At 61.8% G+C, this 23,636-nt stretch carries 23 protein-coding genes and 1 tRNA gene; 13 read left to right on the top strand and 11 right to left on the bottom strand.

Annotated features, from left to right (window positions below; genetic code table 11):
* The first annotated feature begins 230 nt into the window (after positions 1–230).
* From PJK54_RS06210 to PJK54_RS06230, 5 genes are all read left to right on the top strand, one after another.
* Complete coding sequence (locus PJK54_RS06210; RefSeq protein ID WP_442870673.1) at positions 231–1,331, top strand: branched-chain amino acid ABC transporter substrate-binding protein; 1,101 nt, start codon at positions 231–233, stop codon at positions 1,329–1,331.
* Positions 1,332–1,591: 260 nt separating this feature from the next.
* Positions 1,592–2,512, top strand: coding sequence for a high-affinity branched-chain amino acid ABC transporter permease LivH (gene livH, locus PJK54_RS06215; protein ID WP_043336883.1), 921 nt, complete (start codon positions 1,592–1,594; stop codon positions 2,510–2,512).
* Entirely contained in the window at positions 2,512–3,837 is a 1,326-nt protein-coding gene (locus PJK54_RS06220) for a high-affinity branched-chain amino acid ABC transporter permease LivM (protein WP_077375907.1), read from the top strand. Before livH ends, PJK54_RS06220 begins: the two co-directional genes overlap by 1 nt.
* A gap of 82 nt (positions 3,838–3,919) precedes the next feature.
* Positions 3,920–4,675 (top strand): high-affinity branched-chain amino acid ABC transporter ATP-binding protein LivG, encoded by a 756-nt coding sequence (livG, locus tag PJK54_RS06225; RefSeq protein WP_084209691.1) that lies wholly within the window; start codon positions 3,920–3,922, stop codon positions 4,673–4,675.
* Positions 4,676–4,749: 74 nt separating this feature from the next.
* The gene (locus PJK54_RS06230) at positions 4,750–5,451 is read left to right on the top strand and encodes an ABC transporter ATP-binding protein (protein WP_084209692.1); all 702 of its coding nucleotides are present in this window, start codon (positions 4,750–4,752) and stop codon (positions 5,449–5,451) included.
* Between the two features lie 127 nt (positions 5,452–5,578).
* Here the strand turns inward: PJK54_RS06230 and PJK54_RS06235 are convergent, their stop codons facing one another.
* Both PJK54_RS06235 and PJK54_RS06240 read right to left on the bottom strand, forming a co-directional pair.
* On the bottom strand, positions 5,579–5,938 hold the full coding sequence (locus tag PJK54_RS06235; RefSeq protein ID WP_136939375.1) for a hypothetical protein: 360 nt from the start codon (positions 5,936–5,938) through the stop codon (positions 5,579–5,581).
* Positions 5,939–6,145: 207 nt separating this feature from the next.
* Positions 6,146–6,994 carry an N-acetylmuramoyl-L-alanine amidase gene (locus tag PJK54_RS06240; protein ID WP_271302479.1) on the bottom strand — a complete coding sequence of 283 codons (849 nt, stop codon included), beginning with the start codon at positions 6,992–6,994 and terminating at the stop codon, positions 6,146–6,148.
* A gap of 376 nt (positions 6,995–7,370) precedes the next feature.
* Between PJK54_RS06240 and PJK54_RS06245 the strand changes: the two genes are divergently transcribed.
* The 4 genes from PJK54_RS06245 to PJK54_RS06260 all read left to right on the top strand — a co-directional run bounded on the left by PJK54_RS06245 (position 7,371) and on the right by PJK54_RS06260 (position 12,639).
* Positions 7,371–8,876 (top strand): fumarate hydratase, encoded by a 1,506-nt coding sequence (locus tag PJK54_RS06245; protein WP_077375915.1) that lies wholly within the window; start codon positions 7,371–7,373, stop codon positions 8,874–8,876.
* 171 nt (positions 8,877–9,047) lie between these two features.
* A complete protein-coding gene (cls, locus tag PJK54_RS06250; RefSeq protein WP_077375918.1) occupies positions 9,048–10,475 on the top strand; it encodes a cardiolipin synthase in 1,428 nt (475 codons plus the stop codon).
* 213 nt (positions 10,476–10,688) lie between these two features.
* Positions 10,689–11,939 carry an S-methyl-5-thioribose kinase gene (gene mtnK / locus PJK54_RS06255; RefSeq protein ID WP_271302480.1) on the top strand — a complete coding sequence of 417 codons (1,251 nt, stop codon included), beginning with the start codon at positions 10,689–10,691 and terminating at the stop codon, positions 11,937–11,939.
* Positions 11,940–12,099: 160 nt separating this feature from the next.
* Entirely contained in the window at positions 12,100–12,639 is a 540-nt protein-coding gene (locus tag PJK54_RS06260) for a YaeQ family protein (protein ID WP_077375924.1), read from the top strand.
* Positions 12,640–12,831: 192 nt separating this feature from the next.
* Here the strand turns inward: PJK54_RS06260 and PJK54_RS06265 are convergent, their stop codons facing one another.
* Positions 12,832–13,935, bottom strand: coding sequence for a GGDEF domain-containing protein (locus PJK54_RS06265; protein ID WP_271302481.1), 1,104 nt, complete (start codon positions 13,933–13,935; stop codon positions 12,832–12,834).
* 318 nt (positions 13,936–14,253) lie between these two features.
* Positions 14,254–14,529 carry a hypothetical protein gene (locus tag PJK54_RS06270; RefSeq protein WP_271302482.1) on the bottom strand — a complete coding sequence of 92 codons (276 nt, stop codon included), beginning with the start codon at positions 14,527–14,529 and terminating at the stop codon, positions 14,254–14,256.
* Between the two features lie 211 nt (positions 14,530–14,740).
* On the opposite strand from PJK54_RS06270, the gene PJK54_RS06275 reads away from it, so the two are divergent.
* The 3 genes from PJK54_RS06275 to PJK54_RS06285 all read left to right on the top strand — a co-directional run bounded on the left by PJK54_RS06275 (position 14,741) and on the right by PJK54_RS06285 (position 16,351).
* Positions 14,741–14,817: transfer RNA gene (locus PJK54_RS06275), tRNA-Pro, on the top strand.
* A 432-nt stretch (positions 14,818–15,249) separates the two neighbouring features.
* The gene (locus PJK54_RS06280) at positions 15,250–15,666 is read left to right on the top strand and encodes a DUF1090 family protein (protein WP_271302483.1); all 417 of its coding nucleotides are present in this window, start codon (positions 15,250–15,252) and stop codon (positions 15,664–15,666) included.
* 349 nt (positions 15,667–16,015) lie between these two features.
* A complete protein-coding gene (locus tag PJK54_RS06285) occupies positions 16,016–16,351 on the top strand; it encodes a hypothetical protein (protein ID WP_084208556.1) in 336 nt (111 codons plus the stop codon).
* A gap of 101 nt (positions 16,352–16,452) precedes the next feature.
* Here PJK54_RS06285 and PJK54_RS06290 read toward each other — a convergent pair whose 3' ends face one another.
* The 4 genes from PJK54_RS06290 to arfB form a co-directional block, all read right to left on the bottom strand.
* Positions 16,453–16,731, bottom strand: a complete 279-nt coding sequence (locus PJK54_RS06290; RefSeq protein WP_271302484.1) for a hypothetical protein — start codon at positions 16,729–16,731, stop codon at positions 16,453–16,455.
* A gap of 83 nt (positions 16,732–16,814) precedes the next feature.
* Entirely contained in the window at positions 16,815–17,117 is a 303-nt protein-coding gene (locus PJK54_RS06295) for a winged helix-turn-helix domain-containing protein (RefSeq protein WP_077375943.1), read from the bottom strand.
* Between the two features lie 73 nt (positions 17,118–17,190).
* Positions 17,191–17,898 (bottom strand): SIMPL domain-containing protein, encoded by a 708-nt coding sequence (locus PJK54_RS06300; protein WP_136939380.1) that lies wholly within the window; start codon positions 17,896–17,898, stop codon positions 17,191–17,193.
* 105 nt (positions 17,899–18,003) lie between these two features.
* Positions 18,004–18,417: an alternative ribosome rescue aminoacyl-tRNA hydrolase ArfB gene (gene arfB, locus PJK54_RS06305; RefSeq protein WP_077375950.1), complete on the bottom strand. Its 414-nt coding sequence runs from the start codon at positions 18,415–18,417 to the stop codon at positions 18,004–18,006.
* Positions 18,418–18,857: 440 nt separating this feature from the next.
* Between arfB and PJK54_RS06310 the strand changes: the two genes are divergently transcribed.
* On the top strand, positions 18,858–19,778 hold the full coding sequence (locus tag PJK54_RS06310) for a LysR family transcriptional regulator (protein ID WP_077375953.1): 921 nt from the start codon (positions 18,858–18,860) through the stop codon (positions 19,776–19,778).
* Between the two features lie 50 nt (positions 19,779–19,828).
* On the opposite strand, the gene PJK54_RS06315 is transcribed toward PJK54_RS06310, so the two are convergent.
* The 3 genes from PJK54_RS06315 to PJK54_RS06325 all read right to left on the bottom strand — a co-directional run bounded on the left by PJK54_RS06315 (position 19,829) and on the right by PJK54_RS06325 (position 23,571).
* A complete protein-coding gene (locus PJK54_RS06315; protein WP_271302485.1) occupies positions 19,829–20,911 on the bottom strand; it encodes an NAD(P)-dependent oxidoreductase in 1,083 nt (360 codons plus the stop codon).
* Positions 20,912–21,030: 119 nt separating this feature from the next.
* On the bottom strand, positions 21,031–22,191 hold the full coding sequence (locus tag PJK54_RS06320) for a M20 aminoacylase family protein (RefSeq protein ID WP_271302486.1): 1,161 nt from the start codon (positions 22,189–22,191) through the stop codon (positions 21,031–21,033).
* A gap of 84 nt (positions 22,192–22,275) precedes the next feature.
* The gene (locus tag PJK54_RS06325; RefSeq protein WP_271302487.1) at positions 22,276–23,571 is read right to left on the bottom strand and encodes a DUF3100 domain-containing protein; all 1,296 of its coding nucleotides are present in this window, start codon (positions 23,569–23,571) and stop codon (positions 22,276–22,278) included.
* Between the last annotated feature and the right edge of the window lie 65 nt (positions 23,572–23,636).

Consider the following 23,636-nt stretch of genomic DNA (forward strand, 5'->3'; position numbering starts at 1 on the left):
AGCGCTCAAACGGTCGCTTTACATGCGTATTCGCTGCTGCCAATAATGCTTTCAAGGCATTCCTGGCGTCGCGAGTCGCCTGCCTGATGGCTGGCGGCGGCGGACAAGGTCAGCGAATGACAGCGATTGTCGCCAGTCCTTTTTGGGGCAGCGCAATGCTGCCGCAAGGCACCCGTCAGGTCTGCCCGGCCGTAGTACAACAATAATCGGGAACAGGAATTCTCATCATGATGCGCAGGTCTCTTCTCGCTCTCGGTATCGCCGCGGCGATGTCCACCCAGGCTCAGGCAGATATCACCATCGCCATGGCAGGCCCGGTCACGGGGCCGGTCGCCCAGTACGGTGACATGCAGTTCATCGGTGCCGAGATGGCCATCGAGCGGATCAATGCCGCCGGCGGCGTCGACGGCGAGATGCTCAAGGGCGTGAAATACGACGACGCCTGTGATCCCAAGCAGGCGGTGGCGGTCGCCAACCAGATCGTCAATGACGGCGTCCAGTACGTGATCGGCCACCTGTGCTCCAGCGCGACGCAACCGGCCTCGGACATCTATGCCGAGGAAGGGGTGATGATGATCACGGCGGCGTCCACCAGTCCGACCATCACCGAGCAGGGCTATGTGCTGGTCTTCCGCACCATCGGTCTGGACTCGCTGCAGGGGCCGGTTGCGGGGCGCTATATCGCCGAGACGATCAAGCCCAAGCACATGGCCGTGATCCACGACAAGCAGCAGTACGGGGAGGGTATCGCCACCGGCGTGCGCGATACCGTCGAGGAAGCGGGTATCGATGTGGTGCTGTTCGAGGGCATCACGGCGGGTGACAAGGATTTCTCGGCGCTGATCTCCAAGCTCAAGAAGGAGAACGTCGACTTCGTCTACTACGGCGGCTATCACCCGGAGCTGGGCCTCTTGCTGCGTCAATCGCGTGAGCTGGGCTTCGACGCGCCCTTCATGGGGCCGGAAGGGGTCGGGAATCCGGACATTTCCAAGATTGCCGGCCAGGCCTCGGAAGGTCTGTACGTGACACTGCCGCCGGCCTTCGAGAATGACCCGAAGAACGCGGATCTGGTCGCGGCCTTCAAGGACAAGGAGCAGGACCCCTCCGGTCCGTTCGTCATGCCCGCCTACACCGCAGTGGAGCTGATCGCCGATGGCATCAAGGGCGCCGACTCCACCGACCCCTATGATGTCGCCGAATATCTCAAGGCCAACAGCTTCGACACGCCCATCGGCAAGGTCGAATACGATGAGAAGGGCGATCTGAAGGACTTCAACTTCGTCGTCTACAACTGGCACGCGGACGGTACCAAGAGCGAAGCGGCACATTGATCAGCAGCACGTTGATCAGCGGTACATTGATCAGCGGCTGATATCAGCACTCGCTGCGGTCTCGTGACCTGTCATGAGGCCCGGTGGATCAATGCCGACACGCTGTCCCGTCATGCCGCTTGGCATGGCGGGCCTCTCCGTTCGGTCGAGTTCATGGCGATGCAACATCGCCGTGCCTTCCCGTCGTCGTCGCGCATGCGGCATTTCCCTGACAGTCTCCGGCCACAAGCCGATCACTGTCGCGGCCAAGGGTCGTTTCAATGGAAGACATCCTCTACTTTCTGCAGCAGGTCATCAATGGCCTGACCATCGGCAGTACCTATGCCTTGATCGCCATCGGCTACACGATGGTCTACGGCATCATCGGCATGATCAATTTCGCCCACGGCGAGATCTACATGATCGGCACCTACGTGACCTTCATCGTCATCGCGGCGCTGGGCATGCTGGGCATCGCCAACCCCTTCTTTCTGATGGCGGCCGCCTTGCTAGTGGCGGTGCTGGTGTCCTGTGCCTACGGTTTCGCCGTGGAGCGGGTGGCCTATCGCCCGGTGCGAGGCTCCAAGCGTCTGATCGCGCTGATCTCGGCGATCGGCATGTCGATCTTCCTGCAGAACTACATGCGTCTGGCCCAGGGCTCGCGGGACATGGCGATCTCCAGCCTGATCCCGGGCGGTTGGGAGTTCGGGCTGGAAAGCTTCGCGGTCAATCTGTCCTACATGCAGGTGATCATCTTCAGCGTCACGCTGGTGTGCATGCTGCTGCTGTCGTCGTTCATCTCGCGCTCGCGCCTGGGGCGTGCCTGTCGTGCCTGCTCCCAGGATGCCGGCATGGCGCGTCTGCTGGGCATCAATACCGACATGATCATCTCGATGACCTTCGTGATCGGGGCGGCGCTTGCCGCCGTGGCGGGACTGCTGCTCGGCATGTACTACGGCGTGGTCAATCCCTACATCGGCTTCCTGGCCGGGCTCAAGGCGTTCACGGCGGCGGTGCTGGGCGGTATCGGCAGTATCCCCGGCGCGATGCTGGGTGGCCTGCTGCTGGGCGTCGCGGAGGCGCTGACCGGCGGCTATCTGTCCACGGAATACAAGGACGTGGTGGCCTTCGGACTGCTGATCCTGATTCTGCTGTTCCGTCCCTCCGGGATTCTCGGCAAGCCCGAAGTGGAGAAGATCTGATGCCCAAGCTTGCGAAACAGACTCTGAAGACAGCGGGCACCTCGCCCGCCGAGACGATTCCGCCACAGCCCTCCTATCGTCGTCCCTGGTGGTCGGCACTTGCGGCCGCCGTGTTGACTCTCGTGCTGGGTGGCTCGGTACTGGGGGTGCAGCTCGAGTCCACCGGTATCACCACCACGGTACGCTTGATGGGCATGGACACCTGGGGCTGGTTGCTAGCCGCGTCACTGGCCGTCTTCCTGCACCAGCTGGTGCGGCCACAGATCGAGGAATGGCGTGCGCGTACCCGCAAGCCATCACGTTTCCGCGTCCCCGACGTGATGAGCGGTCAGAAGCGTCAGCTGTGGATCATGCTGGCCATTGGTGCGCTGCTGATCTTCCCGTTTCTGTCCAACCGCTCGGCGGTGGATCTCGCGACCCTGACGCTGATCTACATCATGCTGGGCCTGGGGCTCAACGTGGTGGTGGGTCTCGCGGGACTGTTGGATCTCGGTTACGTGGGCTTCTATGCGGTCGGTGCCTATACCTACGCACTGCTCAATAGCTACCTGGGCTTCAGCTTCTGGGAAGCGCTGCCCATCGCGGGGTTGATGACGGCGCTGTTCGGCTATCTGCTCGGCTTCCCCGTGCTGCGGCTGCGGGGTGACTACCTGGCCATCGTGACGCTGGGCTTCGGCGAGATCATCCGTATCCTGCTCAACAACTGGACGGAGCTGACCGGCGGCCCGAATGGCATCGCGCGCATACCCAAGCCGACCTTCTTCAATCTCGAGTTCTCGCGGCGAGCCGATGAGGGCAACATCGCCTTCCATGAGTTCTTCGGCATCGACTACGACCCGGCCTTCAAGGTGATCTATCTGTACCTGCTGGCCTTGATCCTGGTGCTGATCACGCTGTTCGTGATCTATCGGCTGTTGCGCATGCCCATCGGGCGGGCGTGGGAGGCGCTGCGCGAGGATGACATCGCCTGCCGTTCACTGGGCATGAATCCCACCGGCATCAAGCTCTCGGCCTTCACGATCGGGGCGAGTTTCGCGGGCTTCGCCGGTGCCTTCTTCGCCGCGCGTCAGGGCTTCATCAGTCCCGAGTCTTTCACCTTCATCGAGTCGGCGATCATTCTCGCCATCGTGGTGCTGGGCGGAATGGGCTCCCAGCTGGGCGTCATCCTGGCGGCGATCGCCATGACGCTGTTGCCGGAGCTGGCCCGTGAGTTCAATGAATATCGCATGTTGCTGTTCGGGCTGATGATGGTGCTGATGATGGTGTGGCGTCCTCAAGGCCTGGTGCCGCTCAAACGACCGCAGATGGAGCTCGACCGTGGCTGACGCACATGACAAGCAAGCATTCGACAATGAGGCGCCAGCCGCTTCCTCACACCGCCAGGCACGCGCCGAGGGCGGGGCACCGCTGCTGGACGTACGTGATCTCACCATGCAGTTCGGTGGCCTCAAGGCCGTGGACGGCGTGACGCTTCAGGTACATCCGGGCGAGGTGGTGTCAGTCATCGGGCCGAATGGCGCGGGCAAGACCACCGTCTTCAACTGCATTTCCGGCTTCTATCAGCCCACCGGCGGCGAGGTATATTTCCAGAATCGCGCCATGCATCGCCTGCCGGGGTACCGGATCGCCCAGGCTGGCATGGTACGCACCTTCCAGAACGTGCGGCTGTTCAAGGAGATGACGGTCATCGAGAACCTGCTGGTGGCGCAGCACATGCACGCCGAACGCAACCTCCTCAAGGGCCTGTTCAAGACGCCGGGCTATCGTCGCAGTGAAAAGGCGCTGATGCAGCATGCCGGTGACTGGCTGGAGCGTGTCGGTCTGCTCGAATTCGCCAATCGCGAGGCCGGCAATCTGGCCTATGGGCAGCAGCGGCGACTCGAGATCGCGCGATGCATGGTGGCCAGGCCACGGCTGCTGATGCTGGATGAGCCGGCGGCCGGCCTCAACCCCAACGAGACCCGGGATCTCGATGATCTGATCGTCAGCCTGACCCGCGATGAGGGCATCTCGGTGCTGTTGATCGAACACGACATGAGTCTGGTGATGGGCATCTCGGATCACATCTACGTGGTCAATCAGGGTCAGCCGCTGGCGGATGGCTGCCCGGATGACATTCGACGCAACGATGCCGTGATCAAGGCCTATCTGGGGGAGGAATGAGCATGAGTGAGCATGTTGATGCAGTCATGCCAGAGACCGTGCCTGCCAGCGAGGCACTTGCGCCGCGGGATGCCATGCTGGCGCTCGAGCATCTGACGACACATTACGGGCCGGTGCAGGCACTCAATGATGTCTCGCTGGCCGTGGGGCAGGGCGAGATCGTGACGTTGATCGGTGCCAACGGCGCCGGCAAGACGACGCTTTTGATGTCGATCTGTGGCGATCCGCGTCCGACCAGCGGGCGGGTGTGGTTCGAGGGCGAGGAGATCACCGGCACACCCACGGCGCGCGTGATGCGCGGTGGGCTGTCGGTGGTGCCCGAAGGTCGCCGCATCTTCACCGGCATGACGGTGGAGGAGAATCTCGCCATGGGCGGCTATTACCAGAGCAAGGAGGAGAACGAACGCAGCATCGAGCATGTGCTGGGGCTCTTCCCGCGCCTCAAGGAGCGCTTCCATCAGCGCGGCGGCACCATGTCCGGTGGCGAGCAGCAGATGCTGGCCATCGGGCGTGCCCTGATGAGTCGGCCGCGGCTGTTGTTGCTGGATGAGCCTTCGCTGGGGCTGGCACCCATCGTGATCGGGCAGATCTTCGAGATCGTCGAGCAGCTGCGTGAGCAGGGCACCACCATCTTCCTGGTGGAGCAGAATGCGCATCGCGCCCTGTCGATCGCCGATCGCGGCTATGTGCTGGAACACGGACGTGTCGTGCTGGCGGACAGCGGCAAGGCGCTGCTGGCCAATGACGAGGTCCGCCGCGCCTATCTTGGCGGCTGAGAGGTCTGGCACGTGATTCGCTGTCGCGTCTCACCGGAGGAAGGCAATGCAACAGAACGCGCCCCTGTCACTGAACCCTCGGTGGCAGGGGCGCTTTCTTGAGGACGCGATGGATGTCGCGAGTGGTTTACGCCGAGAGAGGTGTCACGAATTCTTCCGGAGCATAGGCGACGCCGTCATGGATACGATAATGATCGGTAGGGCCGGAGACCTGGCAATTGCTGACGCAGGCCTGGCTGGCCGGAAGCTGGCGCAGCGGATAGCGCACACCGGATTGACACAGTTCCAGCATCTTCTTGAGCGCGCTGCGTTCACAGTAGCCACACAGGCATTCAAGGGCATTGTCGAGGCAGTCCTCTTCGCTCATGCCTGCCCCATAGATGCGCTTGTCATCACAGACGACGAATCCGAGCGCGCCGGGGGATGTGGCGGGTGTTGTCATGTCTGCTGCCGTATCAGGTACTGCACTGAGAATGTTATCAGCCATGATGAACCTCATTGGAATGGGGGTTCCGGCGTCTCCTCGCCAGTCGCAAGCGTGTGGATCCATGACCCTCTCTGGTCATGTCTGTACCCAGAGTAGACGGCCGTTGGCAAAGTGCCATGCAACACCGCTCCAGGTGTCAGGGAAGTGTCGATGCTGCGGCAGCAATGTGACAGATGAATGACGATTGGATGACGGAAATTCCCCGGTTCACCGGGCCTGACAGGGCGTCGATTGGCGATAGCGCGTGTTGAGGGCCAGCAGGATCGCGGCGCTTTCCGCATCAAACTGGCCACTGATGGCCCCGGGGCGAAAGTGTGCCTGAAACGCGGCGATCGCCATCCAGGGCCGCTCGGCCTCCACTGGATAACCATAGTGGGCGAGCGCCGCGATCAAGGTCTTCTCCGCGGGCAGTCCATCGCTGGCCATCTGTCGTCGAAAGCAGCTGACGTCGGCATCCCGTGGCCAGGCCCCGATGCCGGCTTCATGCAGACGGCGCCAGGGGAAGCGCGGGCCCGGGTCGGTCTTGCGGTCCGGGGCGATGTCGGAGTGTCCGACGACATCCACCGCCTTGATGTCATGGCGGTGCACAATGGGGGAGGCCAGCGCGATCAAGGCCGCGATCTGCTGATCGTTCCAGGCCGCGAAGTGGCGATCAGGGGACCAGCGCCTTGCCACGCCGGAAGCTCGGGTCTCCGTCTGCCCGGGTGCCAGGGGCGTGAGCGCTTCGGGCCCGGCATTGACCATCTCGATGCCGATGGAGGTGTCGTTGAGGTGGCCGCGTTCACCCCACTGGCTGATGCCGGCGTGCCAGGCGCGGCGGTTCTCTGACACCAGCGGGTAGACACGGGGAAGCGCTTCGCCATCTGCAGGTGCCGAGAGCAGGTAATGCGCGCTGACGTCAGCGCCGGTAAGGCTGATCAGAGAGCCTGTAAGATCATCATCGGTGTAATGCAGTACCAGGTGGCGCACGCGAGAATTGCTTTGACTCTCGGTGCTGGCCTCCATCCGCTGATAACTTCCCGAGGCCTCGTCAGTGTCCGACCGGGAATGCTGCATGCAGCCCGACAGCAGCGTCAGCGAGGCTATCGTCAAGCAGGTGAGAGGGCGAAACGCGTTGAAGCCTGATGTCATGAGTCGCTCGCGAGGGGAAGTGGCAGTGAAGAGGTGGCAGTGAATCGGGGGTCATCGCGCGGGGCATGATGGCAGTCTCCATGCCCGACATTTGCGCTGGATGAGCTGGGATGTCCTGACATGCGGGTTGCAGGATTCGCTCTGCCGCCGCGTGCTCGCTTGAGGTATAATCCCGGCCACCTGACCCGGCGCCCGCCCCATGGTGGCGCGATTTCTGTCCCTGACAACAGTAATCGGCCTGACGCCCTGGGCGCCAGTGTGCCTGTCTTTTCCATCGCTTGCCCTTGAGGAGCCGATCCTGATGACCGTGATCCGCCAGGATGACCTGATCCAGAGCGTCGCCGACGCGCTGCAGTACATCTCCTACTACCATCCGAAGGACTTCATCGACGCCATGAACGCGGCGTACGAGCGTGAAGAGAATCCTGCCGCCAAGGATGCCATCGCGCAGATTCTGATCAACTCCCGGATGTGTGCCCTGGGTCATCGTCCCATCTGTCAGGACACCGGTATCGTCACCGTCTTCGTCCATGTCGGCATGAACGTGCGCTTCGAGGCCGAGATGAGCCTGGATGACATGGTCAACGAAGGCGTTCGCCGCGCCTATCTGCTGCCGGACAACGTGCTGCGCGCCTCCGTGCTGGCAGACCCGGACGGCAAGCGTGCCAACACCAAGGACAACACGCCGGCCATCATCCACCACAAGCTGGTGCCTGGGGATACCGTCGAGATCCACGTCGCGGCCAAGGGCGGCGGCAGCGAAGCCAAGTCCAAGTTCGCGATGCTCAACCCGTCCGACTCCGTGGTCGACTGGGTGCTGGAACAGATTCCGAAGATGGGCGCTGGCTGGTGTCCGCCCGGCATGCTGGGTATCGGCATCGGCGGTACCGCCGAGAAGGCGATGCAGCTGGCCAAGGAATCCCTGCTCGAGCCGATCGATATCCAGGAACTGCAGAAGCGTGGTGCCTCCAACCGTGCCGAAGAGATCCGTCTCGAGCTGTTCGAGAAGGTCAACGCGACGGGTGTCGGCGCACAGGGCCTCGGCGGTCTGACCACCGTGCTCGACATCAAGGTCATGGATTACCCGACCCACGCGGCCAACAAGCCGGTGGCGATCATCCCGAACTGTGCGGCGACCCGTCACGTGCACTTCACTCTGGATGGCAGCGGCGCGGCAGAGCTGCCGGCACCGAAACTCGAGGACTGGCCGGAAATCACCCGTGAAGCGGGCGACAGCGTCAAGCGCGTCAACCTCGACACCGTGACGCCCGAGGAAGTACAGAGCTGGCAGCCGGGCGACACCCTGCTGCTCAACGGCAAGCTGCTGACCGGGCGTGATGCGGCCCACAAGCGCATGACCGAGATGCTGGCACGCGGCGAGCAGCTGCCGGTGGACCTGAAAGGTCGCTTCATCTACTACGTCGGCCCGGTCGATCCGATCCGTGACGAAGTCGTCGGTCCGGCTGGCCCGACCACCGCGACCCGCATGGACAAGTTCACGCGTACGCTGCTGGAAGAGACCGGCCTGTTGGGCATGGTCGGCAAGGCCGAGCGTGGCCCGACCGCGATCGACGCCATCCGTGACAACAAGTCCAGCTACCTGATGGCGGTCGGCGGCGCCGCCTACCTGGTCGCCCAGGCGATCAAGAAGTCCCGCGTGCTGGCGTTTGAAGACCTGGGGATGGAAGCGATCTACGAGTTCGAGGTCGAGGACATGCCGGTCACCGTGGCGGTCGATAGTGCAGGTGTCTCCGTGCACCAGACCGGCCCGGCCAAGTGGAAGGAAATCATCGCCAGTCGCGCCTGAAGGCCGTCTGCGTGATGTGCACGTCATGTCCGTGAGGACATGAGCCAGGAACCCCGCCCGTGTCATGACATCGGCGGGGTTCTGCGCATCTGGACTCTGCCACGCCGAGGCATCGTTGCCAGCGCAGCTGTGGCATAATCTGGCGACCCTGACGCCTGCAATGGAGCTGCAATGACCGCCTGGTTACTTGGCTTTCTGCTGTTGAGCAGTCACATTCTGGGTGCGATGACCGCCGTCATGGCCCTGATGTCCAGTCGTACCTCACAGGGTGCGATTGCCTGGATTCTGTGTCTGCTGACCTTCCCCTACGTCGCCCTGCCGCTTTACTGGGTATTCGGGCGTCCCCGTTTCTATGGCTATGTCAGTGCCCGCGAGGAGCGTGACTCGACGATGCGACGCGTCTTGATGCGTTTCCGTCCCAAGCTCTCCCCCTGGCTCTCGCGTCCGCTGGGCGGCAACCCCACGCACCTGGATGCCATCGAACGTCTGGCGATGATGCCGGTAACCACCGGCAATCGCGCCAAGCTGTTGATCAATGGCGAGGAGACGTTCGATGCCCTGTTCGCGGCCATCAAGGCGGCCGAGGATTACATCCTCATCCAGTTCTTCATCGTGCGGAATGACGAGCTCGGTGTACGGCTCAAGCAGGCACTAATGAAGCGTGCCGAACGTGGCGTGCGGGTCTGTTTCCTGTATGACGAGATCGGCTCGCGCAAGCTGCCGGATGGGTACCTCAATGATCTGCTGGAATCCGGCTGCGAGGTGAGTGCCTTCAACTCTTCGCGGGGCTGGCGGCACCGCTTCCAGATCAACTTCCGCAATCACCGCAAGATCACCGTCATCGACGGCCGAGTGGGCTTTGTCGGCGGACTGAATGTGGGCAATGAGTATCTGGGCCATTCCGAGCGCTACGGCGCCTGGCGCGATACTCACCTCAAGCTGGAAGGACCCAGCGTGATGGGGCTGCAGGAGGCCTTTTGGGAGGACTGGCACTGGGCGACTGGCGAGGTGCTGTCGCTGGAGTGGGAGCCGCGCATCAGCTGTGAAGAATGTCAGCACGTGGTGATCGTGCCTTCCGGCCCGGCGGACCGTCGCGAGACAGCCAGTCTGCTGGTTCAGCAGGCCATCCATTCCTCGGTCAGCCGCATCTGGATCACCAGCCCCTATTTCGTGCCGGACCAGGGCGTGCAGGATGCCTTGAAGCTGGCAGCGCTGAGAGGCGTGGATGTGCGGGTGATGATCCCCGAACGTCCCGATCATCTGCTGGTGTTCCTGTCGGCCTTCTCGTTCCTCTCCGACATGATTCGCTCGGGCGTGCGCGTCTTCCGCTATCAGCCGGGCTTTCTGCATCAGAAGGTGATGTTGATGGACAGTCACACGGCGACCATCGGGACGGTCAACCTCGACAATCGCTCCTTCCGTCTGAACTTCGAGGTCACGGCCTTCGTGCCGGATCACCAGTTCGCGGCAGAGGTGGAGGCCATGCTCGAGGAGGACTTCCGTCATTGTCGCGAGATCAGCTGCGAGGAGCTGGAGGCGCGGCCCATGTGGCGCAAGCTGGTGTCGCGGGCGGCCTATCTGCTGGCCCCGATCCAGTGACCCCGCGCACTGCATGAACCTGCCGCCTGCCGAGTTGAACGAAACTCACTCGGCAGGTCTTGTCATTCGTGGCCATTACAGGCATCTTCTCGCTATAACTGATCGCCTGTTTATTTCTTTTTAGAATAAACTGAGAGCCTGGATGCTTCTCTCGCCATGCATTGGCGAGGGCATCTAGGACGGCGGCTTCATGATTCCGCGCTGAGACCTGCCATGACCGTTCAAGACCCTCACGCCAGCCAGGCACCTTCCATCGAGTATCAATTTCGCGATGACGCGGATGTGATCGCCTTTGCACGCCTGCATGTCGGCGATCAGTTGCCTGCCTTCACTATGGCCAGTGAGCTTCAGGTCGAGGAGATCGGCGATGGCAACATCAACTATGTCTATCGCGTCTGCACGCCGGACCGCTCAACCTCGGTGATCGTCAAGCAGGGGCTGCCCTGGGTGCGCATCATCGGCGAAAGCTGGCCGCTGTCGCTGGTGCGGGTGCGCATCGAGGCCGAGACGCTGCAGTTCGAGGCCGGTTGCGCGCCTGAACTGGTGCCGGCGCTCTATCACTTCGAGGAAGCCCGCTCGGCGATCGTGATGGAAGATATCGGCGATCACCGCAATCTGCGACACGCCTTCCTGGAGCGTGCGTCACTGCCGCAGCTGGGTCAGCAGATGGGGCATTTTCTGGCCACGACGCTCTATCGCAGCAGTGATCTGGCACTCGATGCCCACGACAAGAAGGCGCGCGTCGCGCGCTTCACCAATCCCGATCAATGCAAGATCACCGAAGACCTGTTCTTCGTGGATCCTTTCTGCGATCACGAGCGCAACAGCATCAATCCGGCGCTGCGCGCGGATGCCGAAGCCCTGTGGCAGGACGCGGCACTCAAAGTGGAAGTGGCGGAGCTCAAGCAGCACTTCCTGTCCGCGCCCGAAGCACTGCTGCATGGCGACCTGCATGCGGGATCGATCTTCGTGCGTGAAGACAGTACCAAGGTCATCGACCCGGAATTCGGCTTCTTCGGTCCGGCGGGCTTCGATATCGGCAGCTGGCTGGCGGCGCTGTGGCTGGCAGCCTGCGCGCATACCGAACTCGAGGGTGAGGAGGGCGACAGGCGTGACTACGTGGCGCAGTTGCGTGCCCAGGCGGTCGCCAGTTGGGAAAGCTTTGCCCGCGAGTATCGTGAGCAGGCCGCCCACACGTCGGATGCCAGCTTCGCGGCACCCGGGGTGGCGGAACGATTGCTGAGCCGTATCCTGCGTGATGCGTTGGGTTATGCGGGCTGTGAGTTGATTCGTCGCACCATCGGGCTTGCGCACGTGCTGGAGCTTGAGTCGATCAACGATGATGCCGTGCGGGCGCGTGCCGAGCGCCGTGCCCTGGCACTCGGGCGTGAGCTCATCCTTGCGCGTGAGTCGCTGGAAGACCTCGCGGCGGCGGATGGCGTGGTCGCGCGTCTGCTGGGGTGAGGCATGCGGCGTCAGGGCTTTGACGCTCGTCACAAGCGTTGCGGCGCCGGCTAGGGTAGACTCTGCGCTTTCATCGCCACGCAGTCAGGCTTGTCCTGGCTGCGTGGGTCGCTGGCGGGAGATATCCTGCTGAGCATCCGCTTTTCAATAAGAGACTTTCATGGCCCTGTCTTCCACGCCTTACAAGGTTGATCTCTCGCTGACCGACCTTGATCGTGGTGTCTACGAGACCCTGCGTTTTACCGTTGCCCGTCACCCCTCTGAAACCGAGCTGCGTCTGTGTGTTCGCCTGTTGGGCCATGCGCTGTGGTACAGCGAGAACATCGCATTCGGGCGTGGTCTGTCAGACGTCGATGAACCGGCGCTGTGGGAGAAGAGTCTGGATGGCCGCGTGCTGCACTGGATCGAGGTGGGCCAGCCGGATGCCGAGCGCCTGACCTGGTGTTCGCGCCGCACCGAGCGCACCTCGCTGCTCGCCTACGGTAGCCTGCGCGTCTGGGAAACCAAGGTGGTGCCGGCAGTGGCTGGATTGTCCAATCTTAGCATTGCCGCGGTTCCTGAGGGCGCACTGGACGCCATCACCGAATCCCTGCCACGCAACATCAAGTGGACCATGATGATCTCCGAGGGCACCATCTTCATCACAGATGACAATGGTCAGCACGAGATCAATCTGGAGTGGCTGAAAGGGGAGCGCTGAGCGGCATGCCGTTCGCGGCATTGGCTGACTGCCCCTGAACCTTCAGGTCAGATACCACGAGACAGCCCCCGCAAATCTTGATATGCGGGGGCTGTCTCGTAGAGGGCGAATCGTAGGGGATAAATCGTAGGGGGCGAATCGTGGCGGACGGCTTGCAACGCAGGCAAGTCTGACTGCCGGAGAAACCTGGCCTCACACCATGCTGATGTCGTGATCGACGATGAGTTGATCACGGCCGCTGGCCTTGGCGTGGTAGAGCGCCTCGTCGCTGCGTTGTACCCAGCTGCTGAGGGTATCCGGATGGCGCCGTTCACTGACCCCGGTACTGAAACGGATCACGCCGTGGGCCAGGGGAGACGCCTCACAGCTTTCACGCAACTGGCGATCGAATTCTCGGGCCACGGCAAGATTGCCCGGCAGCAGGATCATGAATTCCTCTCCCCCATAACGCCCGGCCTTGCCTGAGTATTCTCGGCTCAACGTCTGGATGTGCATCGAGAAGTGCGCCAGGACCTGGTCGCCGTAGGGGTGGCCGTGGGCATCATTGATCTGCTTGAAGTGATCCAGATCACAGATCAGCAGACAGCTGATGTCGCGTCCGCTGAGGTGGTGTTCGGCGTGTTCATGGATGGTGCGGTGATTGTAGAGTCCGGTCAGACTGTCCAGTCGGCTCAGGCGTTCAAGCTTCTTTGCATAGGCGCGAGCCAGATCACGCTCCTCTCGAATGCGCTTGGCATAACCGGCGATCACGAGGCTCAGCAGTCCGAACGCCAGGGTATAGCTGACCCCCATGTCCAGGCTGCGCATCGCGGTACTCGCGTAGGAGGAGACCAGTTGCGGGTTGGCCATCTCCCCCCACAGCAGAATCCAGGGCATCAGCATCAGGCCGCTGATGATGACGCCACGACGCAGACGGTCCGGCGGGAGAACCCCCAGCACGTAGGCGGCGGCCATGAGATAGAACAGCAGTGTCGGGCCCGAGGCGCCGTGATTGAAGACCCAGTTGCCCGGCAGCATCACGAAGGTCACCAGCGTGCAGAACAGCCAGGACATGCGGCTGAACTCCCCGTGGAAACGTGAGCGATACCACATCACCATGACCATCAGACTGATGACGGCAAGCGCCACGCTGTACGCGGGGACCGTCAGCTTCATCAGATAGTTGAAGACAGCGGAAAACAGGCCGATAAAAACGGCGGATACCAGAAACCCGTGGTGCAGAATCTGTCGTGCGGAGCCATTCTCGCCAACCAACCAGCGCCAGCTGGTGCCTACCATTTTTGCAAGACGAGTCATGGTACCTCGACGGTCATTGGGCCAGTCGGATGCTTCAGGCATCGGCTGATGATGAAGGCTCATGTGACGTTGGTCGTTGTTCAGTGTCAGCCTACTCGAGGAAAGCCGTTTCCGGTTTCACTGTGCCCCAACGTTTCTCGCCTGTGCGGGGAGCGTGACTCACCATCGCCTCAGGGGCCGCCTTCCTCGATGACAGGCGGCAGGGCAGCAGTGGCCCGGCGACAGGCTCGGCTTTCATGAGATAGTCCTCATGCTGTTTGGACGATACTGCCAATGGCTGGCCGATGCATCTTTTCTCGTGTGGCTGCCTGTCCGAGGCTATTTCCACGGCGTATAGTGATAGCTGTCCGGGTCCGAGGGGTCAGGCTTGTCCGACTCGGTAAGTGCCACGAGGGTGTTGCCGTCATCATCTTCTTCCACTTTCGTGACGGTGACGGGGAAGTTGGGTGACAGGGCGTCCAGTGCCGGCCAGTCCCCTTTCTGTATCGTGTTGCCCGTTTGCGGCGTGCTACTGGCACTGACCTTGATCGGGTCGCCGCTGACGGTTTGCCCGTTCTTCAGGTGCGTCGTGAGAGTGAAATGAACGTTCGCCATGTCATCCTTCCTATCAAGTGGTACTGATGGGGTCATGACTAGAACATGGTTCGTCCCATGGGAGAATTCAATCTTTTCCGGAGTGTCACGGGTCGCGAGTCACGCGCTTGCGCGACGAATGACAAGAAATGTTCATATCGGGCTTTTCTTTTTGAGATCAATGCGGTACATTACGTCTCGTCTTGAGGGGGAAGCCTTTCAAGGACGAAGTCGGGACGTGGCGCAGCTTGGTAGCGCGCTGCAATGGGGTTGCAGAGGTCGCAGGTTCGAATCCTGTCGTCCCGACCAGAATTGAAGGGGTTCAGAAGATTTTCATTCGCTTGAAAGCCTCTGAATTCCGAACGATGATCCCTATATGATCCCAGTTCATTCGGTCATCGTTGCAAAGAAGCCAGCTCATTGAGCTGGCTTCTTTGCGTTCTTTCAGAGCGCTGCCAGCGCTCATGGTCCGTTGTCCTTTCTCGAGCGCTATCCTTCTGCTCTCGTCCTCGCGTCCTGCCGTTCTACTTTATTGTCATGATTTCGTCCTTGCTCGCTTGCTGACGATCTTTTGCTGGTTCAAGGGGCTATCGGTGCACGGGCATGGATGCCGGTCTCCAGGTTCTGTGGTTTCCAGGTGCAATGGCTGGCTGTCAGTCAACTCGTGACAGTGCTTCTCGCTTGTCTTCTATTAGCGATTACGGTACTGGTGGGTCGAGACCCCCCACCCAGGAAAAGATCATGTCCAGAGACGCTACCCTCGGCCGAGCTATCGCATTGCCATTGATTGCCATGGGGCTGAGTGCCTTGGCATCTTCCGTGTCCGCGGCCTCTCCAGAACTCGTGACTGGTTGTCAGGACAAGGCAGATTCGATCAAGCAGGAGCTGGAGGATGCCAATGCGCAGGGAAATGCCCATAAGGTGGAAGGCTTGAAGAAAGCGCTCGCGGCTGTGAAAAATGGCTGTGATGAATCCACCTTGCACAAGGAAAGAGAGCAGGAGATCCGCGAAAGGGAGGAGGAGGTCGGGGAGCGTCGACAGGAGCTGGAAGACGCCTTGTCGGATGGTGACAAGGACAAGAAAGAGAAGAAATTGACGGAAGCCCAGAAAGCACTGAGCGAGGCGAGAGGTGAATTGGCTGGCAATGGAAGTCTTTGATCGTTGTCATAAGAGAGACATGAGAGAGACATGAGCCGGTTTGACGTCCTCGTCCGCCAGTGTCCCGACCAGAGTCCAGATAGAGGCCAGCCGAGAGTTCGGTTGGCCTCTTCTTTTGTCGCGAGATGAAAGGACATGAGCATCTGATACGGTGAGCGAGAGTGGGTCAGGGCTTGCATCCGGTCGTGTTATATCGTTTCAACATATTGATATTGCTGAGTTATTGCGATTATTGATCAAGATCAAGAAAGGCTCGATCTGCGAGGCCGGGTCATGCTCGCATGGCTTTCTTGATGCTGTGAGTATTAGATTTCTAGTATATACTGGCTTGCCTTCAAGGGAGGTGAGAATGAAAACGGTTAACATTTACATGGAGAGTCGGTTCAACCCGGAGCGTTCCATCCTCAAGGAAAGTCTGGGGGATGGCTACGTGGCAAGGACCTGTGCGGCGCAAGCCCCCAACTTTCTGTTCGAGGTGCATCAGGGACAGGACTTCGTGCTGGGGATAGAGGTCGCGGGGGCACGCAGTGCCGAATTCCTGTCGATCATCACGGAGGATTACGTATATCAGCATCCCAGCATCGAGCCGAAGACGCTGGCGGAGTATCTCAAGAGTCGTGCGCAGCACCCGATCCGACGCAGGAAGCGTCAGGTCGAGGTATCCCCAGTGGCGTACTCTGGCTGAGAGTGCGTGCCTCAGACGTGCACATGGGAATTGCGGTACAGGCAGGATGACTCGATGCCGGGGCAGCGGTATCGAGGCGGGGCTGACACAGCCGTTCCGGCTCAGGCAGAGCGCCTGCGCCAATGTCTTGCAGCCTGCACCAGTGTCGCGCAGATCACGCATGACACCAGCGGCAGGGCCACGTCCAGGCCATGATCCCAGGCCACTGCCTTGGGGCCACCCCCCTTGTACTCGTTCTGGGCAATTTCCCGGCCCAGAAAGATGGCGACCGCAATGGCGCCAGACGACCACAGCGTGAAGACTGGCCAGAGCATCAGCTGGATGATCACGGCGATGACGGCGTGCTCGAGAGCGCTTGTCCAGATGTCCGCCGTCAACATGTCTCAACTCCCTCCAGAATGACTCTGCCATATCGTGCAGACGCCCAGCGTCAGCAGTGCATCGAATCGCGCGCGGCGATCAATCACGCGTAGCCCAGCACTCGTTGCAGTCGTGCGGCGTTGTCGGCGACCCATTGGGCATTGATTGGCCCCCAGTCCCGAATCACGTAGTGACCGATGTTGTGACGTTGACCTTCCGCATGCTGGAATTCACAGACAATCTCGAGTTCGGCAAGTGCCGAGATGGTGTCCTGGGCGGTGCGCCTCGGCATGCCGGTGGCCTCGATGATGTCCGGCACGCTGGCGATCTCGTGGGCGATGAGATGCGCCACGAACAGGCGACGATAGAAGCTGGTCTGGGTCTTGCTGAGAACGGTGTCGGACATGCAGGCTCCGCTGTCGAGGAAATCATAAAAGGCGATAAGGAGCGGCGAGGGCGATCGCCCGCCCGCCGGGAGGTCAGTGACTGAGCGTGTAGTCGATGGTGGTGACGACCCTGACCTGCTTGATGTCGGGGGTATAGCTGTCGAGATCCGAGATCGAGAAATAGCCCTGGCTTGCATGCTTGATATGCCCCACCTGGCTGCCGGAATCCTCGGCGAACTGTTGCGCGGCACGCCGTGCATCCGCGGTGGCTGCCGCGATCATCTCCGGCTTGAGAGCGGCAAGCCCCGTGAACAGGAATTCGGTGCGGTAGGCATAGTCCGCCGACAGCAGAATGCCTTCACGCACCAGTTCGCCGGTACGGGAAGCGCTCTGCTTGACGAGATCCACCTCGGGCGAGCGCACCAGTACCGTGGCCTCGGCGCGGTAGCGCTCGTCAGGGCGCTGGGCGTTGTAGCTATTGGCATGCAGGTCGGTTACCTGCGGTGACGTCACGCTGATCTGCTCGGGCGGGAAGCCGCGTGCGGTGAGAAAGTCGCGAATCTTGCGTTCATCGTCAGCCAGCGCCTCGTGCAGGTCGGACAGGTGGTTGGCATTGACGCTGAAATGCAGTGGCCAGAGAGCCAGGTCTGCCTTGACGTCGCGCTCCGCCAGGCCCTTGACCGTCACCACCCGGTTGGACGCCTCCCAGACCTGTGCCGCTTCCTTGAGATAGCTGCCACTCCAGACCATCCCCACGGCCAGCAGGCCGCCCAATACCAGTGAGCTTGCGAGAGTGCGCATGTCACATCTTCCTTGAGAGGTGAAAGGCCCGTTGCCGAGCCTGTCTGATCAAGCCTCGAGCCTGCCGATCAGCGCTGAATGTGTCGATCCGCCGTGGGCGCCGGATCAGTCCTGAACCTTGCCGCGCATCGCCTTGATCTTGCCCTTGCGAGTCTTGCTGTCGACTCGCCGCCGTTTGGCGCCCTTGCTGGGGCGAGTGGCGCGGCGTGCCTTCTGTACCTTGACGGCATCGAGGATCAGCGCCTTGAGGCGTGCCAGAGCATCTTCCTTGTTGAGTTCAAGGGTGCGATGGCTCTGGGCCTTGATGATGATGATGCCGTCCTTGCTGATGCGTTGATCCGACAACTGCATCAGGCGTTCCTTGTAGAACGAGGGCAGGGTGGAGCGTTGCACGTCAAACCGCAGGTGGACGGCTGACGCCACCTTGTTGACGTTCTGGCCGCCATTGCCCTGAGCACGAATCTGGGTGAGGTCGATTTCCCAATCCGCCAGTGTCACCGAACTGGAGATGGTCAACATGGCATATCTCCTTGTCGTGGGGAGCCGCATCGAATCTGTCGCGGCCGTGGGGTCATGTTACCGCAATCAACGTCGGGCTTCAGAATCACCCGAGTGTCGGCCGGCAGAGTCGGCCGACAGAGTCAGCCGAGAGGGGAATATCCTCGTCTGGCACAATCTGGTTGCGAAGATATCACGGCAGGCGACACTCACTCCGCTTTCTCGGGCATGTATCTGGTACGCTGTTGCGTAGTGAGGCAGGAGTCGCTGACCGCCGGGCGGCTGATAGCCGGCCTCTGCATCCACGTGAGTCCTTCTCGTGTCAAGCGCTCTTCTCGAGCGTGCTTTCCAGTCCCCGCGACGTCAAGGCATCGGGTCGTGGCCCTCGAGACGTTTCTCCGTAGGGTCATGGACATGCGGGATGTCTGGCCTCAGTTCAACCTCTTGCGCAGCGTTCACTCATGGATATTCCGCATCAACGCCTCGTCTATTTTCAGGTCACCATTGAAGCGGGGTCGATCCGGCAGGCCGCCGCTCGTCTGGATATCGCGCCGTCAGCGGTCAGTCGCCAGATCGGATTGCTGGAAGAGGCGATGGCCGCCACGCTCATCGAGCGAACCCGTGATGGCGTACAGCCGACACGAGTGGGCGAGATGCTGCTGGACTACATTCAGCAGCGCGAACAGTTGGATCAAAGCTTCGGTGAGCGTCTGGATGCCTACCAGCGGCTGGAAACCGGCGAGATTCGCCTGATCATCGGCGAAGGCTTCGTAGGCGATCTCGTCAACATCCCCCTGCGCGCCTTCCGATCGCAGTACCCGGGGATCACCCTCAAGGTCAATACCGGCAGCATGCAGAGCATCATCGACCGTGTGGTCGAGGATGAGGCGGATATCGGCCTGATGTACCACGAACGCGTGCACCCTCAATTGCGCTTCTGGCATTCAAGCCCACAACCGCTGGTGGCGATGATGTCCCCGGAGCATCCGCTGGCGGCGGTGAACCACGCGCTGACCCTGGAAGAGGTGGCAGCGCATCCCATGGCGTTGTGGGGCCCCACCCATGGAGTGCGTCAGCTGATGGATGACGGCTTTCGTGACGCGGGCGTACGTCCCCACATGGTGATGCAGACCAATTCCATGGAAGTGCTCAAGCAGGCCGCACGCTCGGAGCTGTGCATCACGCTGCTGCCGGCCTTCGCGGCTGCGCGCGAGCTGGAGGAGGGCGTATTGATCGCTCGTGATGTGGAATGCAGCGCCTTTCGCCAGGCACGCGCCCACATCATCACGCGGATCGGACGGCGCATGCCACGGGCCAGTCTGCAACTTCTGCGCCACCTGGAGCGCTGGATCACGGCCTTCAGTGGCCCCCGTCAGGAGTAGGCCTGTCGGGGGGCGAAGATAAGACGCGTCAGCCCACGATGGGGGTGGGCTCAGGCTTTTTCGGCAGGCGGCCGGGAGCCATCCGTCACCCTGCCCGGCGCCGAGGCATCGCGACCTGATGAGCGAGGCGCCCCGGCGTCGGTCGGCGTGCTCGGGGCGTCGGTGGCAGGTGATGAGGTGTGACGCAGTTGAGCGGGAATATCACTGAGCCAGCGATCACACAGATGATGGATGTCATCTTCATCCGCCGGGCACAGTTCGGGTGGTTGCCAGCGATCGAAGACCGCCTTCATCAGCCCGGAAGGCAGCTTGAGAGTGGTCACGTAGCTGCGCGCCAGGCGCAGATCGCGGCGCAGGGCACCGGTGGAGATACCGGAATCATAATCTCCCGGCAGCACCCAGCGCGGGAAATTCACCTCGCTGACGGCGCTGCGGCCGGCCCCCAGATTGATGGCATCGATGCAGGCGTGAGGCCGCACCCCGGCGCGATAGGCCATCGCGATCGCCTCTGCCGTGGTGATGAGATGGGCGGCGTGGAGATAGTCATTGGCCAGCACGGCCGCATGCCCACAGCCGGCATCCCCGACGTGCAGGTGCCGGGTAGCGATGGCCTCGAGCAGGGGCGTCATGCGTTGCACGGTGGCGTCATCACCGCCGACCAGCAGCGTGAGATGGCCTTCGCTCTCATCGCGAGGGTCGCGACTGGAAGCCGCTTCCAGCCAGTGATGGCCAGCCAGCCGGGTCTGCACGGCCAGCTCACGGCTGATGTTTACATCGCCCCGGCAGAGATCGACGATGACACTGCCCGGCGGTGCCAGTCGCAGCAGGCCTTCCTTGCCGGTCAGTACCTTCTGCACCTGTTGGGAGGTTGCCAGCGCCAGCAGGTAGACCTCGCTGGTGAATCGCTCACGCGGCCGTGCATGCGTATCGAACCACCGCTCGGCCTCGCTCTGCTCATGAGGCGCGTGGCAGCGTTGCTCCACCGTCTCGGCCGTCACCTTGTCTGCCACTTCGTCCGTCGCTTGATCCGTCACCTGGTCTGCCACTTCGCCCGCCACCTCAAACCCTGCCCTTGAGAGCGCCGTACGGCTCCGTGCGCCAATGGCTTCCCTGCCGATCACGCTGATTTTCATGTCGCTCCTTCCTCACCAGAGTCATGACACTGTGTAGATTGCGATGGTCCTTGATCAAGTTCAACGCCGCGCCTGGCGACGTCATCCGCATCGCGCTTGCCGCCAAGGGCATGTGGCCATCAATCGCGCGTCAGCAACTCGCGCACCAGTGACGTCCAATAGCTGACCCCGATGGGGGTGGCAGCGTCGTTGAAGTCGTAGTTGGGGTTGTGCAGTGAGGCGCTGTCCTCGCCGTTGCCCAGCCAGATATAGGCGCCGGGGCACTCTTGCAGCAGATAGGCGAAGTCTTCCGAGGCCATGGAGGGTGGCAGATCGCGATGGACCTTCTGGATGCCGGGCAGTTGCGCCAGGACATTGGCACAGCGTTCGGCGTGTCCCGGAGTATTGAGGGTCGCCGGGTAGCGTGGCTGATAGTCGAACTCGACCTTGAGGCCATGGAAGGTCGCCATGGCATCGACGGCATCATGGAAGCGCTGCTGCAGGTGCGCCCGCAGTGCCGGGTCGAAACAGCGCAGAGTGCCACGCAGCTCGACCACTTCCGGCATCACGTTGAAGGCATCGCCGGCATGGAACTGGGTGATGCTGAGAATCGCGGTCTTGTGGGCCGGCGTCTCGCGGCTGATCAGCCCCTGAAGCTGGGTCACCAGCTGGCAGGCCGCCAGGATGGTGTCCTTGCCCAGATGCGGCATGGCCGCATGACAGCCATGACCGTTCAAGGTCAGGGTGAAGACATCGAAGGCCGCCATCACCGCCTCGTCATGCACGGCGGCTTCGCCCAGCGCCAGTCCCGGCCAGTTGTGCAGGCCGTAGATGGCCTCCATCGGGAACTGCTCGAACAGGCCATCCTCGACCATGCGGCGTCCGCCGCCTTCGTTTTCCTCGGCGGGCTGGAACACGAACACCACGCGCCCGGCGAAGTCCGGATCACGCGCCAGCGTACAGGCCGCGCCCAGCAGCATGGTGGTATGGCCGTCGTGGCCACAGGCATGCATCTTGCCGGGTGTGTGCGAGCAATGTGAGACGGCGTTGGCCTCGGTGACATCCAGCGCGTCCATGTCGGCACGCAGACCGATGGTACGTCCCGGCCCCAGATTGCCATCCAGCACCGCCACCACGCCGGTCTCGGCAAGTCCGGTGGTGACCTCGAGACCCGCCGCACGCAGGATCTCGGCGACGCGCGCCGAGGTGCGGTGCTCCTCGAAGGCCGTCTCGGGATGCTGATGAAACTCATGACGCCAGCTGCGCAGCAGTGCCTCGTCGATGTTCTCGGGTAGTTGCATGCTGAATTCCTGTGGAAACCGGCACCCTGGAGTGCCGGCTTGAATGTGTTGAGAAGGGTTGAGCAACGTGCGAAGCCCGTGTGATCAGAGCAGTGCCTGAGCCACGACCGCCGAGCCGATATAGGTGCCTGTGAAGACCAGCAGCGAGATGATCACCAGCTTCCAGCCAGCCTGGCGGAACATGCTGAACTCGCGCTTGCTCAGCGCCAGACCCGCGTAGCCGAGTACCGGCGTGACGATGGCGAGGAAGTTGACGAAGCTCAGCTGCTCGGTGATCCAGCCGCTGCCCGGGAACCATGGCAGTGTCATCAGAATGCTGACCAGTGACACCCAGGCGATGGCCGGCAGATAGAAGGGCATCAGGCGTGCGACGCCAAGGCCGAGCATGGTCATCACGTAGAGGATCAGCATGCCGGGGGCGGCGTCGATCAGGCTGGCACCGTTGATGGTGTTGACCACCCAGCCGACCACGCAGACGGCCGCGACCACCAGTGCCGTCTTGCCCAGCTGGTTCTCCGGGCGATCTTCGGCCAGCGCCTCGGAGGCAAGCGTGGCTTCCTCGTCATTCATGGCGCCATTGTCACCGGCCCGCTTGCGGCTGAAGAAGGTGAACAGGCGCTCGGCGACCGGCAGGGCGATGAACAGGGACACGTAGAGGCCGGTGGCATAGGTCAGCAGGTTGCTGGCGCCGGCGAAGGCCAACAGCTCCTCGCCCATCTCCGGCAGGGCACCGGCGATGGCGCCGGAACACGCCGCCACCATGCTGCCACTGCCGACACCGCAGGCCATGGCCAGCGCACGCGGGTCGAAGATATCCAGTGAGGTCAGGTAGCCCGCCATCAGCGCGAACCACAGGGTGCCAAACATGGTACCCACCACATAGACGCCCATCACGCCGACACCTTCCGGGCCCTTGAGGCCGTATTTGTCGGAGATGATCGCGATATTGGGTTCCCGCGCGATGGAGTAGGTCGCGCCGATCGCCTCACGGCCCATCTTGAGCACCACGACCGCGATCGGCATCGCGATCAGCATGGTGCCCAGATTGCCCAGCTCCTGCAGGATCAGCGCCGGACCTGCCGAGATCAGTTGCTCGATGGCCGGGCCGATGGTGGAGCCGAAGCGGGCGATGAACGGCATGATCGACAGCAGGATGACCGGCCCTGCCGCCGCGCTGATCACCGGCGGGATGACACGTTTCGTGCCGCTGAACAGGTGCGGATTGCACAGCACGGCCGCAATGAAGGCATAGAACAGGGGCAACAGCAGCAGGGTGCCGGGGCCGAGGGGGAACTTGAGGATACCGATCAGTTCGGCGCCGAGAGATAGCACCACGACCAGCAGATGCAACCGCCAGTCCAGGAGTTGAGCGAGGGGCATGTGGGACTCCGCTTGTTATTGTAGTGACTTCTTGTGTAGTAACTTCTTTTGTAAGAACTGCTTGA

The organism is Cobetia sp. MMG027, from assembly GCF_027947415.1.
Taxonomy (GTDB): Bacteria; Pseudomonadota; Gammaproteobacteria; order Pseudomonadales; family Halomonadaceae; genus Cobetia; species Cobetia marina.

Coding starts and splice junctions, on each gene's coding strand:
- PJK54_RS06210 (WP_442870673.1), top strand. CDS start 231: ATGCGCAGGTCTCTTCTCGCTCTCGGTATCGCCGCGGCGATGTCCACC.
- livH (WP_043336883.1), top strand. CDS start 1,592: ATGGAAGACATCCTCTACTTTCTGCAGCAGGTCATCAATGGCCTGACC.
- PJK54_RS06220 (WP_077375907.1), top strand. CDS start 2,512: ATGCCCAAGCTTGCGAAACAGACTCTGAAGACAGCGGGCACCTCGCCC.
- PJK54_RS06230 (WP_084209692.1), top strand. CDS start 4,750: ATGCTGGCGCTCGAGCATCTGACGACACATTACGGGCCGGTGCAGGCA.
- PJK54_RS06235 (WP_136939375.1), bottom strand. CDS start 5,938: ATGGCTGATAACATTCTCAGTGCAGTACCTGATACGGCAGCAGACATG.
- PJK54_RS06240 (WP_271302479.1), bottom strand. CDS start 6,994: ATGCAGCATTCCCGGTCGGACACTGACGAGGCCTCGGGAAGTTATCAG.
- PJK54_RS06245 (WP_077375915.1), top strand. CDS start 7,371: ATGACCGTGATCCGCCAGGATGACCTGATCCAGAGCGTCGCCGACGCG.
- cls (WP_077375918.1), top strand. CDS start 9,048: ATGACCGCCTGGTTACTTGGCTTTCTGCTGTTGAGCAGTCACATTCTG.
- mtnK (WP_271302480.1), top strand. CDS start 10,689: ATGACCGTTCAAGACCCTCACGCCAGCCAGGCACCTTCCATCGAGTAT.
- PJK54_RS06260 (WP_077375924.1), top strand. CDS start 12,100: ATGGCCCTGTCTTCCACGCCTTACAAGGTTGATCTCTCGCTGACCGAC.
- PJK54_RS06265 (WP_271302481.1), bottom strand. CDS start 13,935: ATGACTCGTCTTGCAAAAATGGTAGGCACCAGCTGGCGCTGGTTGGTT.
- PJK54_RS06270 (WP_271302482.1), bottom strand. CDS start 14,529: ATGGCGAACGTTCATTTCACTCTCACGACGCACCTGAAGAACGGGCAA.
- PJK54_RS06280 (WP_271302483.1), top strand. CDS start 15,250: ATGTCCAGAGACGCTACCCTCGGCCGAGCTATCGCATTGCCATTGATT.
- PJK54_RS06285 (WP_084208556.1), top strand. CDS start 16,016: ATGAAAACGGTTAACATTTACATGGAGAGTCGGTTCAACCCGGAGCGT.
- PJK54_RS06290 (WP_271302484.1), bottom strand. CDS start 16,731: ATGTTGACGGCGGACATCTGGACAAGCGCTCTCGAGCACGCCGTCATC.
- PJK54_RS06295 (WP_077375943.1), bottom strand. CDS start 17,117: ATGTCCGACACCGTTCTCAGCAAGACCCAGACCAGCTTCTATCGTCGC.
- PJK54_RS06300 (WP_136939380.1), bottom strand. CDS start 17,898: ATGCGCACTCTCGCAAGCTCACTGGTATTGGGCGGCCTGCTGGCCGTG.
- arfB (WP_077375950.1), bottom strand. CDS start 18,417: ATGTTGACCATCTCCAGTTCGGTGACACTGGCGGATTGGGAAATCGAC.
- PJK54_RS06310 (WP_077375953.1), top strand. CDS start 18,858: ATGGATATTCCGCATCAACGCCTCGTCTATTTTCAGGTCACCATTGAA.
- PJK54_RS06315 (WP_271302485.1), bottom strand. CDS start 20,911: ATGAAAATCAGCGTGATCGGCAGGGAAGCCATTGGCGCACGGAGCCGT.
- PJK54_RS06320 (WP_271302486.1), bottom strand. CDS start 22,191: ATGCAACTACCCGAGAACATCGACGAGGCACTGCTGCGCAGCTGGCGT.
- PJK54_RS06325 (WP_271302487.1), bottom strand. CDS start 23,571: ATGCCCCTCGCTCAACTCCTGGACTGGCGGTTGCATCTGCTGGTCGTG.